The following is a 14,714-nucleotide window of genomic DNA, read 5'->3' on the forward strand; positions in this document are numbered from 1 at the left end:
TCTTGTCACGGTAAACCCTATGTTCTTAAGCTTTCATTAAGAAAATCACAAGTGCCCATTTTCTTAATCCAATCTAAAAAAGGATTTCGATTGAAACCCCTTTAGATTGAGGATAATATCTTGTAATATTCCCTTTGGGGAGTGTGATTATCATCCTCTTAGTGTCTTTGTGCACTCATCCAGTCAAAGATACTGTTATAAGTTTGTCCATTGACACTGGCACGAGAGCCACCTCCATTAGTTGGATCGGTGGCTACCATACCGCTGTAACCGTCCCAATTTTTCGTATTTTCAGGATGCTGAACGCCAATCACCTGGTCATGGAAGAAATAAATCCAAGCCCAATGCCCATCATACTCTGTCCCAGGAAGATCAGTCCCAGTAGCTGTTTCAAAGTATGAGAACCACTTGTTAGTAGCTCCAGAGGTAATCAAGCTCTTATATAAAGGCAAGACACTATTTTCTGGTTGGACTGTTGCGTCTGCCTTTGTGTGAATCAACCACATAGGCTGGTTCTTCAGTTTATCAATTCCAGATTGGTCAACAGTTAGTGGCGCTGCTATTGGAATGAGAGCTGCAAAATAATCTGGATAGGTTGCTCCCATGGTCAAGACCATACCACCACCATTTGAAACTCCCGCAAGATAGATTCGTCCCTTATCTACCTCAGGGTGATTAGCTAGGTAGGTATCAATGGTCTCTTTGAGTTGGGCTGCATTATCTGATCCCCAAGGTGTCTGCGTTTGAACAGCCAGAACATTAACCCCACGCGCCTGATCACCAGTTGTTAAGAAATGGCCTTGAATCTCAGGCTGGGTAAGCGCATAGACGTCATTTGAAAGAAGCGGAATATTCATATCTGTCCCTCTTTCACCAATACCGTGTAACCAGACTATCAATGGTTTGGTGCTATTCCCTGTACCAGTCTGGGCACTATAAGCCGCATACTGCATGTTACCTACCTCTCCTCGCTCGTCGAAAACCTCCGTCGTTGGCATCAAACGATTGTTGATGGCATCTTGCTCAGATGAAACCATCTGTGACTGACTACTACCTTCTGCCACTACTGACAAGTCTTTCATTGATACCATATAACTTTCCAGCCATTGGTTAGTCCAAGTAGAAAGGTTGAAATACATAGGTTCAGCATTCCCACCCATGTTGTAGCGGTTATAAGACGGTAGGCTCAATTCAAGCGTCACGTACTTGCTATTGTCATAATAGACCACATGCCCCTTATCATCAGAAACATAAGAGTTCGTTACCTGACGACTGACCCCTGCTGTTGTAACCTGAGTTGAGCTGTGGACAACCTCTGGCGTGACCTTCTGATTAAATTCAAAAATGACTTTGGTTACAGCCGGTCCAAACTCATAACTTTCTAGAACAATACTTGTCTTTGTCACAGCCAAGTCTTCTGCTGCCCCTGCTTTGACAGATAGGCCTAAACTTATGGCTAGCAAAGTAACAAGGACTGTCACATATACTTTAACTTTTTGGAACATAGTCCCTCCCCTTTTTTATTAGTATTCACCTACAATCGATGAACAGTTACTATTTTATCATTTTCTAATCAAATAAGAAATAGATGCAAAGAAATTCTAATAAAAAGAATCAGCTAGCATCCCTCAATAAGGAGAAATAGCTAACTGATTCATAAATTTCAATATATTGGAGGGCTTTAATACTATTAGTCTTTTTTCTTAACGTACTGAGCCACTGGATAATCTGCACTGTCCAAACTACCAGATCGGTTCATAACCAAATCAACCAAATTTTTTCCAATAAGTGGCCCTGTCGTAAGTCCTGAAGATCCTAAACCAGAGGCGACAAAGACACCCTCAAGCTCTGGAACTTCTCCAAAGAAAGGTGAGAAATCACTCGTGTAGGCTCTAGTTCCCACACGTTCTGAGAAGGACTTGGCCGTACTTAAGTCAGGGAAATAGGTCTTAGCCTCTTCCTCCAGACTTGCAAGTACAGTCTCATCAACTGTCAAATCAAAGCCTTGGTCATTTTCATGGCTGGCCCCTACCGAAATCTTTCCACCAGCAAAAGGAATGACATCCAATTCGCCCTCTGGCATCAGAACAGGTAATCTACCAGTATCCATGCCCTCAAAGAAATAGTCGCGCAATTGCCCCTTTTGGGGGCGAACATCTACGTCAAAACCAAGGGGCTCGAGTGTTTGACCTAGCCAGGCACCACAAGCGAGAATGACCTTATCAAAAGTTTGCCCATTAATCTCGTAAGTGCCATTATCAAGAGGAGATAGTATGACTAGACCCTCTACCTTTTCAAAACCAGAGGCCTCAATCAAAGTAGATGTTAATTCTGCCCCCTCCACTCTGGCACCTCCAGAAGCATAGAGATAACGGTCAAATCCAGTAAATTCAGGGAGGTCGGCAGCATTTTTTATAGAGAGTTCACCAATAATGGGTGATTCTTCTAGCCTAGTTTCTGCATGCTGATACAAACCGTCCAACTTACTATCATCTTTCTTGAGAAGGGCTACACCAGACTGATCATAGAAGCTCGTGTCATAACCATCATTTTCAAGATCTGAAACTAAATCTTGGTAAAAATCGGCTCCCAAACGGGCCATTCGATACCAGGCTTTATTACGACGCTTGGAAAACCAGGGGCTGATAATCCCTGCTGCCGCCTTGGTGGCTTGCCCGAGACCATGATCAAATACTGTAACCTCTGCGTCTTTTTCTTTTGATAAGTAGTAGGCAGCCGTTGAACCGACGATACCTGCACCAACAATTGCTATTTTCATTTTTTACTCCATCTATTTGAAAAGAGCTGAGTCCTATATCAATAGGCACAGCTCTCTAGTATTTTTAACCTAAGGCCACGTCCATGACCATCATGACGACAAAGCCAACCATGAGTCCTAAGGTGGTGACGTCAGTATTACCATTGGTTTGTGATTCAGGAATCAATTCCTCCGTTACCACAAAGATCATGGCACCAGCCGCAAAAGCCAAAGCATAAGGAATAATCGCCATCATCCACATAACAAGAGCAGCTCCCATAACAGCCCCTATAGGCTCCACGATGGCTGACATAGATCCCCAATAAAAGGCCTTGATACGAGATTTTCCATCTGCTCGAATAGGAATAGAGAGGGCTGCACCTTCAGGGACATTCTGCAAACCAATACCGATAGCTAGACCAATGGCTCCCATGAGACCAGCAAGTGTCATATTCCCACCAGCTAGGGCACCAAAGGTAACACCAACCGCCAATCCCTCTGGAAAATTATGAATCGTGATAGCCAAAAAGAGCAAGGCTGTTTTAGACAACTTTTTCTTACGAGGTTGAATCCCTTCTGCTTTTGAGATGTCATTTCCTAAATGCAAATGAGGAACGACGGCATCAATTAAACGGAGGGCAACACCACCAAGCAAGAAGCCAGCTGCCGCAGGGAACCAGGACCATTTCCCATAGCCATTTTGAGTCGCATAGGTTAAAGAGGGATCCAAAAGTGACCAAAAAGAGGCCGCAATCATGACACCAGCCGCAAAGCCCATCATGATATCTAACAATTTACGACTAATATTCTTGAAGAAGAAAACAATGGCCGAACCGACAATGGTACAGCCCCAAGTAAAAAGACCTGCAAGTAAGGCCAAAAAGACCACATTTTGATGTAAAAGCCAAGTCAAAGACACATCCTCCTACAAATGATCAAAAGGATTAGTTGAGGACTGACTCTCAAGTATGGTCACATTCCAATCATGCTCACGTTTCCAAGCCTCAAGTTTTTCAGCAATCTTTGAGATAAAGAGGGCTTCAACATGGTGCCCAGGGTCAATAGCCAAGAGACCATTAGTAATCATTTCTTGCCCTGTATGGTAGTAAACATCACCAGTGATAAAGACTTGTGCGCCCTTTTTCAAAGCATCCTTGTAAAATCCTTGACCACTACCCCCACAAATAGCCACACGGCTAACAAGAGGATTATTATGGTCATAACGAACCAAGCGAACACTGTCCAAGCCAAAAACTGCTTTTACTTTAAGAGCAAGTTCTTCAATGGTCTGTGGCACGATATCACCCACTCGACCGATTCCATGATTTTCAGAAGTCTGTGTTAAATAAGTGGTGTCTTTAATGTCAAGTATGTCACAAAACCAATCATTAAGCCCATCATTGACAACATCAATATTAGTATGACTCACATAGACTGCAATATCATGCTTAACCAGGTCAAGCAAAATATCTCGGTCAGGCGAAGAGACCAAATCCTTAACTGGACGGAAAATTGGAGCGTGTTTAGCAATGATAAGGTCCACACCTTTTTCAATAGCTTCAGCTACTGTATTTTCACGAACATCCAAGGTAACCATGACCTTCTGAATCTCCTTATCCAGACTGCCAATTTGCAAGCCAACCACATCACCTTCCATGGAAAGCTCCTGTGGACAAAATTCCTCATAAGTCTTGATAAGTTCACTAGCTAACATGGTTCAAAACCTCCTTAATGGTTTGAATTTTATCTTCAATAGCTGCACGGTCAGTCTGATTGGCAAGAGGAATGGATCCTAAGGCAATCTCAAGTTTATTGATTTCTCGCTGCCATTTGAGCTGGAAAACCTGAGATTGTTCTTTCATGAGATGAGGACCAAAACGCACTTCCTTGTCTGAAAGGCTCATATGTCCAGCTTCTGCCACCATGATTTCGTAGTATTTGCCATTTTCAGTCATGATGGATTCGGCAATAATCTCAAAACCATTTTCCATCAACCAAATACGGAGATCATCTTCACGATTATTTGGTTGTAAAATCAGACGGTCTACGCCTGTTAGTTTGTCCTTTCCAGCATCTAGGATATCCGCAATAAGACGTCCTCCCATGCCACAAATCGTGATAGTTGTTACCTCATCAGCAGGTTCGAAGGCAGCCAAGCCATTAGCCAAGCGCACGTCGATTTTATCTTGGAAACCAGAAGCTGAGACATTAGCAAGAGCAGATTCATAAGGGCCTTTTACCACTTCACCAGCAATAGCTGAAGTAATCAAACCTTTTTCAAGTAAATAAATCGGAAGATAGGCATGATCACTGCCTACATCCAAGAGTTTTGCGCCTTTCGGAACATAGGTTGCTACGTCCTTGAGGCGTTGAGATAATTGTACGTACATGTTTCATCTTTCTATTTTTTTAAGTCTCTTCAATTATATCAAAAAAGGAGGTTGGTAAGAAATGCTTTTAACACATTTCCTAACAACTTCCTTTTTGTTTATACTTTCTCGCCTGTAAAGACGAAAAATTTAGAAATAATGTAGTTCAATACAATGATAAGGACCTGAGAGAACAAACTCTCGATACCATTTACCCAAGCATGACTATGACCAACAAATTGACCAATAATTTCTGGATAGGTATCAACCAAGAAATAGGCCAGAGCCAAATCCAAGACCAAGGTCAAGAGGCGGGCTCCCACGAACTTAACAAAGCGCGTGACCATACCTGTCTTTTCCTGATTAAAGACAAACATGTCATTTGTAAAAAAGGCAAAGATAATGGCAATCGCATTTGCTAAGACTGCTGAAAGTGCTCCTTGTTGAGTAAACTGGAAAATCAAAGTACGACTAACCATATAGACCAAAGTTGCCAAGACACCAAAGAAAAGGTACTTGAAAACTTCGGTAGCCATGAAGGCTCTCAGTTTAGCTATCATACTTAGTCCAATCCAATTTCTGCACGAACAACATCAGCAATCGTATCAACGTAGTAATTCACTTCATCATCTGTTGGTGCTTCTGCCATAACACGAAGGAGAGGTTCTGTACCACTTGGACGAACCAAGATACGGCCATTTCCAGCCATCTCAGCTTCCATTTTTTCAATGATAGCCGCAATTGCAGGAACTTCCATAGCCTTATCTTTCATGCTATTTTCCACACGGATATTAACCAATTTTTGTGGATAGATAGTCACTTCTGAAGCCAATTCAGACAAGCTCTTACCTGTTTCAACCATGACTTTAGTCAATTGGATTGCTGTCAATTGGCCATCACCAGTTGTGTTGTAATCCATGATAATAACGTGTCCAGATTGTTCACCACCAAGGTTGTAGCCGTTTTTACGCATTTCTTCGACAACGTAACGGTCACCAACAGCAGTCACTGCCTTGTTAATACCTTCACGGTCAAGTGCCTTGTGGAAACCAAGGTTTGACATAACTGTTGTCACAATGGTATTTTTAAACAACTCGCCCTTTTGTGACAAATGTTTACCGATGATGTACATCACCTTGTCACCATCAACAATATCACCATTTTCATCAACAGCGATGAGACGGTCACTGTCACCATCAAAGGCAAGACCGATAGCTGAGCCAGTTTCTTTAACCAAGGCTTGCAACTGCTCTGGGTGTGTCGAACCAACACCAGCATTGATGTTAAGGCCATCAGGTTGGTCACCAATGACAGCGATTTCTGCGTTCAAATCAAGGAAAATATTACGTGCAGATACCGCAGCCGCACCATTAGCCGCATCCAAGGCAACCTTCATACCACCAAGGTCAACACCTGTAGCTACCAAGAATTTTTCATATTTACGAAGACCTTCTGGATAATCCACAAGGGTTCCAAGTCCTTCAGCTGAAGGGCGTGGAAGCGTATCTTCTGCAGCATCGAGAAGGGCTTCAATTTCCGCTTCACGCGCATCATCCAATTTAAAGCCATCACCACCAAAGAACTTGATGCCATTATCAAGAGCTGGATTATGGCTGGCTGAAATCATAACACCGGCACTTGCATTTTCTGTACGAACCAAATATGAGACACCAGGTGTTGCAAGTACTCCAAGTTTGTAGACTTCAATACCCACTGAGAGCAAACCTGCTACTAAGGCAGATTCCAACATCTCACCAGAAATACGTGTATCACGTGCCACAAAAACTTTAGGACGGCCAGTCTCATGTTGGCTAAGCACATAACCACCAAAACGACCTAATTTAAAGGCCAATTCAGGCGTAAGTTCAACGTTTGCTTCTCCACGAACACCGTCTGTTCCAAAATATTTACCCATAATTTTATTATTAGTGCTTGAGCACTAAATCCTCCTTAAACTGTGATGCTGTTTAGCAAGAGTCAATCTAGTGAAATCTATCTAGATAATCTAACTTTATAAGATTTCGCCAATATTTTCAACCCTTGATTTTAAACATTTTTAATTGGTTACATTTTTATGAGATTAGGCCCTCTCAGTCCCATCCATTATACATGAATTTGGGGAAAATGTAACTCCCCTATTTTTGCGTGACTTTTAAGTTAACCTTAACAGTGCCAGGCTGAACCGTAACACCTTCTGCCTTAAGGTCTATTGTTTTTGAAGTATCCTTAGTCACTTGGCTAATGTCCACAGGGACTGTGATGCTATCAATCTTATCCATAGCTTCTTGGCTACCAACGATAGTCACATGCCCACGATCAAAGCTATAGCTGATATTAGACACATTGCTAGCCTTATCTCCAGTCAGTTCAACCTTGACAGGAACAGATTTGCTTAATTTTCTCAAATTAATCTTGGCGTGTACCTTAGCTGGTGAGATAGAACTTGCTAGGACTGTTCCATTTGCCGAAACGGCTTGAAGAACCAGGTTACCATCATAATCTTCAGACAGGTTGGAATCACCTTCCAATACTGCTTGAACATGGTCAATCTGGTTAATGATATCTTCACTCGACGTCACTTCTACCTTGGTTTCATCCAGGCTAACTTTTTTCACTTCATAACCATTTGCCAACTTATCTGATGTAATATTAGCTACTACATCAAAGGTCTTGCTGGCTTTTTTGCCAATAGTTGCCGTCAAGGTTGATGGAGATACCTGCGCAGACATTCCGGCTGGAAGATCCTTAACCTGAATAGGTACTCGACTGGTTCCTTGGCCTAAATTTGACAAATCAGCAACTAATTTAAAGTGACGTGTATCACTACTTGTCTCAGTCGTTAAAGCCAGCTGTGTTGTCGCCGTCAAATAGACTTCGGCATCATAGGAATAACCACTGATAAAGTACTTATCACTATCATATTTTATATCCACAGGAACCGACTCAATGGTTTGTGTAAAGGTATTAGATGCACTTGAACTATTCTGTTTATTTTGCGCGTTCCCCGACCAGGCTGTGAAAAAGAGTACTACAGCAAAGAAGAGTGCAACTAGTATCTGCCATAAACGATCGTTTTTAAAGAAATTTACAAAACACTTCATTTTTTGCTACCTCCAATCCAACGTTGGAAGAATGACTGACGTGGTTCTTGTTCTTTCAACAAGATAAGACTCAACTCTTGTTCAAATTCTTGAATAGAAAGATCATGGATGAAATTTCCCTTGTAAGCAATAGAAATCGCACCAGTCTCCTCAGAAACAACAAAGGTAAGCGCATCTGTTTGTTCTGAAAGACCAATGGCAGCTCTGTGCCTAGTTCCAAACTCTTTGGAAATCTTATTAGATTCCGTCAATGGCAGATAAGAACAAGCCGTCGCAACCTTGTTATCTCTGATGATAACTGCTCCATCATGAAGCGGTGTATTTGGGATGAAAATATTAATTAATAGTTCCCCAGTCACCACCGCATCAAGCGGAATCCCCGTCGCAATCTGCTCTTGTAAGGTCTGAGTCTGTTCAATAGAAACCAAGGCCCCAATCTTACGAGGACTCATGTACTTAACAGCTTTAACAAAGGCTTGAACCAACTTCTCGTCTGAACTAACCTCTTTACTTTGCAAAAAATGCTGAGGCGTACGCCCAAAGGTTTCAAGTGCAGAACGAAGCTCTGGCGCAAAGATCACAACCGCCGCAATGGCTCCATAGTTGATGACCTGATTCATCAAATAAGAAATCGTCGTGAAGCCTATAAAATCAGAAATCAGTTTGACAAAAATAAATAAGACAACCCCTTGAACAAGGGTCATAATTTTTGTCCCTCGTAGGGCCCTAATAAAGCGATAAATTAAAAAAGCAACAATCAATATGTCCAAACTATTGACGATAACTTTCAGCGGACTATCGAAGAGTGACCGCCAAAAATCAATATCAATGGACGAAAGTATTCCCATACATATCACACTTTCTTTTAATTTTTAAACAGTGTCTATTATACCACGAATTCTAACTATTTTGAGACTACAATCACTACTTTTTGTGATAAAATAAATTCATGACTATGAAAACTACCATGGGAATTCTGGCGGGTAAAGCTAGCCATTTCGTCCTTTCAAAATTGGGACGTGGTTCAACCCTGCCTGGAAAAATTGCCCTTAAATTTGACAAAGATATTTTAGACACTTTAGCCAAGAACTACGAGATTGTCGTTGTCACTGGAACCAACGGTAAGACTCTGACAACAGCTTTGACAGTAGGTATTCTTAAAGAAGCTTTTGGTGAGATTGTGACCAATCCTAGTGGGGCCAACATGATCACAGGGATCACTTCTACTTTCCTAACAGCTAAAAAAGCCAAGTCTGGTAAGAAAATTGCTGTCTTGGAAATTGACGAGGCCAGCCTTCCAAAAATCACTGAATACATCACTCCAAGTCTTTTTGTTTTCACAAATATTTTCCGTGACCAAATGGACCGCTATGGTGAAATCTATACCACTTATCAGATGATTTTAGATGGTGCTACCAAGGCGCCTGAGGCTACTATTTTGGCTAATGGAGACAGTCCTCTTTTCAATTCTAAAGAGGTGGTCAATCCCGTGCGTTTCTACGGTTTTGACACTGAAAAACACGCCCCAGAGCTGGCACATTATAATACTGAAGGCATTGTCTGCCCTAAATGTGAGAGTATTCTTCAGTATCGACTTAATACTTACGCTAACTTGGGTGACTATGTGTGCCTTAACTGCGACTTCCACCGTCCAGAATTAGACTATAAGCTAACAGAGTTGACTAAAATCACCAACACAACTTCTGAATTTGTCATTGATGGACAAGATTACAAGATTAATGTCGGTGGTCTTTATAACATCTACAATGCTCTTGCTGCGGTTTCTGTCGCTGAATTCTTCGGAGTGGCTCCAGAGCAAATCAAAGCTGGTTTTGATAAGAGTCGTGCTGTCTTTGGACGCCAAGAAACCTTTAAGATTGGTGACAAATCATGTACTCTCGTACTAATTAAGAATCCCGTAGGAGCTAGCCAAGCTCTTGACATGATTAAACTTGCCGATTATCCATTTAGCTTGTCAGTCCTTCTTAATGCTAACTATGCTGATGGTATTGATACCAGCTGGATTTGGGATGCCAACTTTGAAAGCATTCTCGAGATGGATATCCCTGAGATTAATGCTGGTGGTGTTCGCCATTCTGAAATTGCCCGCCGCCTTCGTGTGACTGGCTATCCAGAGGATAAGATTACGCAAGCAGAAAAACTTGAAGATATTATGGCCTTGATTGAAAAACAAGATTGCGACCATGCCTATATCTTGGCGACCTATACTGCCATGCTTGAATTCCGTGATATTCTTGCTCAACGTCATGCTGTCGGAAAGGAGATGAACTAATGACCTATACTTCACTCAAATCTCCAGAAAATCGTGACTACACCTACGACCTAAATGTTGCCCACCTTTATGGTAATCTGCTCAATACCTACGGTGACAACGGTAATGTCCTTATGATCAAATACGTGGGTGAAAAACTTGGTGCTAAGATGACCTTCGACATCGTTTCAGTTGGTGATGACTTCGATAAGGACCACTACGACATGGTCTTCTTTGGAGGTGGTCAAGACTACGAACAATCTATCGTTGCCAAAGATCTCCCATCTAAACGTGATGCCATTGGTCAATTCATCCAAGATAATAAAGTAATCCTAGCCATCTGTGGTGGTTTCCAACTTCTTGGACAATATTACATCCAGGCTAACGGTGTCCGTATTGATGGTATCGGCGTCATGGGCCACTACACCCTTAATCAAGAAAATAACCGTTACATCGGTGATATCAAAATCCATAACGAAGAGTTTGATGAAACTTACTATGGTTTTGAAAATCACCAAGGGCGTACCTTCCTTTCTGATGACGAAAAACCACTTGGCAAAGTGGTCTACGGTAATGGTAATAACAAGGAAGATGGTACTGAAGGGGTCCACTATAAAAATGTTTATGGTAGCTACTTCCATGGACCAATTCTTTCTCGTAACGCCAACCTTGCCTACCGCTTGGTCACAACTGCCCTTCGTAACAAATATGGCCAAGACATTGAATTGCCAAGTTATGATGACATTCTCTCAAGTGAGATTGCTGAAGAATACGCAGATACTAAATCAAAAGCAGAATTTGAGAAATAATTCTATGACATAGCAAAATAGCGAAACCCAAAGGTTTCGCTATTTTTTATATCTATTTCCAAAGACGTCTTTTCTTCAATCTGTCTTCAATTTTACGATTATCAATCCTTAAAATGGCAATCATATCAAACAAGAGCCAAGTTCGTTTAGGATAAACAATGTATTTTGGAGACCATATTGGAGAAAACTTCTCCTTATAACGTTGGAGTCCACTAAAAGAGTAAAAACGTTGTGCAAAGACATAGACCAAATTGGCAACCTTCTCTTCCAAGAAGCTATCTTCTTCAGTACCCACATTCGCGAGTGGAGCCATTCCCATATCAAAGTATTGCTTTCCTTCCGCTTGGAAGTACTGGAAGAGTTTGACAAAGAGGTAATCCATGATGCCTTCAGGAGCCTTTTCAAAATCATAACGCATAAGGTCAATCGTCGCCACCCGTTTGTTATTGGTTGGCATGATGTTGGCAAAGGCTACAATTTCTCCTTCCTCACTCTCAACAATAGCAATCGGTGCCTGCTGCAGATAAGCTTCATCAAAGAAACCAAGAGAGAAACCCTTCTCCTTACGACCGTTAAGCCAAATATCTGAGACAGCCTTCATTTCTTGCATCTGAGTCTCTGAAAATGGAGGATCAAGTAACTTAAACTGGAAACCTGCTTTTTCGACACGATTGGTTGGTTTACGGAACTTCTTACCATGCTTACCATCGACAGAGAATGTCGTCAAATCAACCATGGCGTTTTCCCCAAATTTCATAAAATCAAAGCCATAATCATGAAGCATCAGGGTAATACTCTCGTCTGCCTCATAAAACAAGGCTTGTAAATTCCAATCTGATAGTGTCTTCAAGAAAGATTCCCAAGCTGCTCGGTAATAGTTTTCATTACCAATTGGATTTCCCATAACCACACACTTATTGCTGGTTTGTGCAAATTGGAAAACTACCTGGTCTTGTCCATCGACACGATACCAAAAGAGGCGTTTATCATGTAAATAAGCCAAGGCACTTTCTGATGCACCTCCGTATTTCTCAAGGAGAGCTGTAAAGCGCTCATCATCCATACTTTGACCAAAAGTCCTGCGGGGTGCCAAAATTCTCAAGACTCCCCAAACAATAGTTGCAATGATAACTGATGCCAGTAAAATATCAAACCAAATATGAACAAAATGTCCAAGAACATCCCGGTTCTTAGGTGGCAATAAATGAGACCAAAAACCGCTGCCACCCAGAACAAGAAGAACCAGAATAGTAAAGGCTAGGAAAAGGAAATCCTTGGTTTTGTCTTCCCAACTATAAACAAAGTAACGATGATACAACCTCTTTCTGATGATCAACATAAGCACCAAAGAGAGTACAATTAGGAATGACATAGCCCAAGAAATACCATTGAGATTGACATAAATCAAGGTCAAGACAAAGGTTATTAAGGAAGCAATGAAAGCTCCCTTCACCCGACGTCTGATGAGACGAGCCATGAAAATGAATAGAGTTCCAAATAGGATACTTGGGAATTGCCAAATCAACTGTTCCTGAATAGGATTAAAACGGCTAATAAAGTAGACATTTGCCAAGCGTTCTGGGATTAAGGCTGACAAAATCAAGAAAATCCCTGAAAAACGTAGCAAATACACAAGAAAGCGGTGGAGACTTCCACCAAATACTCGTGAAGAAAGTTTGAAGTATTTCTCGTTGATACGCCCTCCCATGTGTTTGAAAAAGAAGACAACACCTAACAAGAAAGGAATAATGTAGTAGGTTAAACGAAAGAGCAAGAGCAGACTAACCGCTAGAGCATTGCTAACCCCCATAGAGGTCAGACCGGTAATCACAATCAAATCGAAACTACCAATCCCACCCGGAATCATAGAGAAGATACCAATAATAACTGCTAGGAAATAAAGAGGAATCAAATTATAAAGAGGAACATGCAAGCCCATTAAATAAGCTACACTTACAAAGCTTCCAAGGGCCGTTCCCCATTCAGCTGTCGAAGCTAAAAGAAGACTTAGCCTCGTTTTCAATGGTACTTGACCAAAATAGGCTAATTTTTCACGACTAGAAACAAAGAAAATAAAAGGCAGATAAAGGAAAATCCCCAATAACAGTAACCAATACTTTCTTAAATCTGGACTTAGAGGGAAGAACCAAAAGACAGCGAATACCAAACCACTTAAAAGGGATAGGCCCGACATAAAGTAAGGCAATAAACGAGAAAGTGCCTTAACACCCGTCTTTTCCTGCCCATCCTCAGAATAAAAGGAATATCTCAGACCCACATCGACCAAACCAGCAAAACCAGCTAAATTATTAATGGTGTTAACAGCCCAACTAGTTTCTAAGATATAGGATTTGGAATAATCCGTTTCTAGCTCCTTATTCAGTATGATGTCATAAAAGAGCATAGGGGAGACAGCGACTAGTCCGATGATAGCCATCAAAACAAGATGCCAAATAGACAAACCGCCCAGAGCTGACTCAAGTGACTCTAAAGTGATGGTCCGTTTGAGGCGAACCAATTCTATGACGACAAGAACCGTAATCGAGATAAAGAAGATAGATTTAACGGCCGCTTTTAAAGGTTGAAGTCTCTCTAAAAGACGCTTCATGCCACCACCTCTTTTCGACTAATTCTCACAAGCTCACGAATCATTTGATTGAAAATCTTATATTTACGTTGAGCTAGACGATGCCCTTCTCGACGTTGGACATAAAGCTTATGAATTGGAAAGAGTTCCGAAATCTCCCTAGAATGCCTGATACTGATAACATCCCTTTGCCCCATAACTACCCAAACAGGATAGGCAGCCTGATGTAGACGTTCCCTATCTAGTGGCAAGTCATGAAGCATAAGCCCCGTTACCTGAGCCATGATATCCATTTTAGATGAAAATGGTGACAAGGCTTTTAAGCAAAGATATTGTATATAGACCGCGAATCTTGAGCGTCTCGTCAACCCATTAAAGGTCATATTTCCCGCATTAAGCAAGAGCCCTGCAATCCGGTCAGGATAACGACTAGCATAAACCATAGCCAAATTGGCACCGTCACTATGACCGACAAATAAGGCCTTCTTGATATTCAAATATTGCAAAATTTCCTCCAAATCGGCAGCCATCTGTTCAAAGGTCATCTTAACACTTTGACGACTGGACCTGCCGTGATTACGACTATCAATGAAAATTAAACGATAGTCTCGATACAGAATTCCTTGCTTACCAAAGTAATTTCCTGACAAATTATTGCCATGCAAAAAAACAATTGGAAAGCCTTTACCGAGATCACGATAATAGATGATTTGACCATCTTTCACTTTGAATTCCATAATATTACCTACCTTTTCACTAACGCATTCTTATACGATAATTAGTCTTATAAGGCATTGAGGCTGATGAATTGGACTTAC

At 41.4% G+C, this 14,714-nt stretch carries 13 protein-coding genes; 2 read left to right on the plus strand and 11 right to left on the minus strand.

All coding sequences use genetic code 11. The annotated features are described in order from the left end of the window. Positions 1 to 158: 158 nt before the first annotated feature. The 9 genes from V471_RS08890 to cdaA form a co-directional block, all read right to left on the minus strand. Positions 159 to 1,505 (minus strand): acyl-CoA thioester hydrolase/BAAT C-terminal domain-containing protein, encoded by a 1,347-nt coding sequence (locus tag V471_RS08890; protein ID WP_004182694.1) that lies wholly within the window; start codon positions 1,503 to 1,505, stop codon positions 159 to 161. Between the two features lie 185 nt (positions 1,506 to 1,690). Then, positions 1,691 to 2,779 carry an NAD(P)/FAD-dependent oxidoreductase gene (locus tag V471_RS08895; protein WP_004182695.1) on the minus strand — a complete coding sequence of 363 codons (1,089 nt, stop codon included), beginning with the start codon at positions 2,777 to 2,779 and terminating at the stop codon, positions 1,691 to 1,693. Positions 2,780 to 2,843: 64 nt separating this feature from the next. Then, the gene (locus V471_RS08900) at positions 2,844 to 3,671 is read right to left on the minus strand and encodes a ZIP family metal transporter (protein ID WP_004182696.1); all 828 of its coding nucleotides are present in this window, start codon (positions 3,669 to 3,671) and stop codon (positions 2,844 to 2,846) included. 12 nt (positions 3,672 to 3,683) lie between these two features. Then, positions 3,684 to 4,472, minus strand: coding sequence for a Nif3-like dinuclear metal center hexameric protein (locus V471_RS08905; protein WP_004182697.1), 789 nt, complete (start codon positions 4,470 to 4,472; stop codon positions 3,684 to 3,686). Continuing rightward, positions 4,462 to 5,148 carry a tRNA (adenine(22)-N(1))-methyltransferase gene (locus V471_RS08910; RefSeq protein ID WP_004182698.1) on the minus strand — a complete coding sequence of 229 codons (687 nt, stop codon included), beginning with the start codon at positions 5,146 to 5,148 and terminating at the stop codon, positions 4,462 to 4,464. Before V471_RS08910 ends, V471_RS08905 begins: the two co-directional genes overlap by 11 nt. A gap of 98 nt (positions 5,149 to 5,246) precedes the next feature. After that, on the minus strand, positions 5,247 to 5,687 hold the full coding sequence (locus V471_RS08915; protein ID WP_037605588.1) for a GtrA family protein: 441 nt from the start codon (positions 5,685 to 5,687) through the stop codon (positions 5,247 to 5,249). A 2-nt stretch (positions 5,688 to 5,689) separates the two neighbouring features. After that, the gene (gene glmM, locus V471_RS08920) at positions 5,690 to 7,042 is read right to left on the minus strand and encodes a phosphoglucosamine mutase (RefSeq protein ID WP_004182700.1); all 1,353 of its coding nucleotides are present in this window, start codon (positions 7,040 to 7,042) and stop codon (positions 5,690 to 5,692) included. Between the two features lie 220 nt (positions 7,043 to 7,262). Beyond that, positions 7,263 to 8,228 carry a CdaR family protein gene (locus V471_RS08925; protein ID WP_004182701.1) on the minus strand — a complete coding sequence of 322 codons (966 nt, stop codon included), beginning with the start codon at positions 8,226 to 8,228 and terminating at the stop codon, positions 7,263 to 7,265. Beyond that, the gene (cdaA, locus tag V471_RS08930; RefSeq protein ID WP_045768874.1) at positions 8,225 to 9,076 is read right to left on the minus strand and encodes a diadenylate cyclase CdaA; all 852 of its coding nucleotides are present in this window, start codon (positions 9,074 to 9,076) and stop codon (positions 8,225 to 8,227) included. The genes V471_RS08925 and cdaA overlap by 4 nt, the downstream gene beginning before the upstream one ends. A 101-nt stretch (positions 9,077 to 9,177) precedes the next feature. On the opposite strand from cdaA, the gene murT reads away from it, so the two are divergent. Then, positions 9,178 to 10,521 carry a lipid II isoglutaminyl synthase subunit MurT gene (gene murT, locus V471_RS08935; RefSeq protein WP_045772114.1) on the plus strand — a complete coding sequence of 448 codons (1,344 nt, stop codon included), beginning with the start codon at positions 9,178 to 9,180 and terminating at the stop codon, positions 10,519 to 10,521. Beyond that, the gene (gatD, locus tag V471_RS08940; RefSeq protein ID WP_004182704.1) at positions 10,521 to 11,309 is read left to right on the plus strand and encodes a lipid II isoglutaminyl synthase subunit GatD; all 789 of its coding nucleotides are present in this window, start codon (positions 10,521 to 10,523) and stop codon (positions 11,307 to 11,309) included. Before murT ends, gatD begins: the two co-directional genes overlap by 1 nt. 52 nt (positions 11,310 to 11,361) lie before the next feature. Here the strand turns inward: gatD and mprF are convergent, their stop codons facing one another. Next, positions 11,362 to 13,917, minus strand: a complete 2,556-nt coding sequence (gene mprF, locus V471_RS08945) for a bifunctional lysylphosphatidylglycerol flippase/synthetase MprF (RefSeq protein ID WP_013990773.1) — start codon at positions 13,915 to 13,917, stop codon at positions 11,362 to 11,364. Next, on the minus strand, positions 13,914 to 14,633 hold the full coding sequence (locus tag V471_RS08950) for an alpha/beta fold hydrolase (protein WP_013990774.1): 720 nt from the start codon (positions 14,631 to 14,633) through the stop codon (positions 13,914 to 13,916). The genes mprF and V471_RS08950 overlap by 4 nt, the downstream gene beginning before the upstream one ends. Between the last annotated feature and the right edge of the window lie 81 nt (positions 14,634 to 14,714).

Origin of the sequence: Streptococcus salivarius (assembly GCF_002094975.1) — a bacterium.
Classification (GTDB): Bacteria; Bacillota; Bacilli; order Lactobacillales; family Streptococcaceae; genus Streptococcus; species Streptococcus salivarius_D.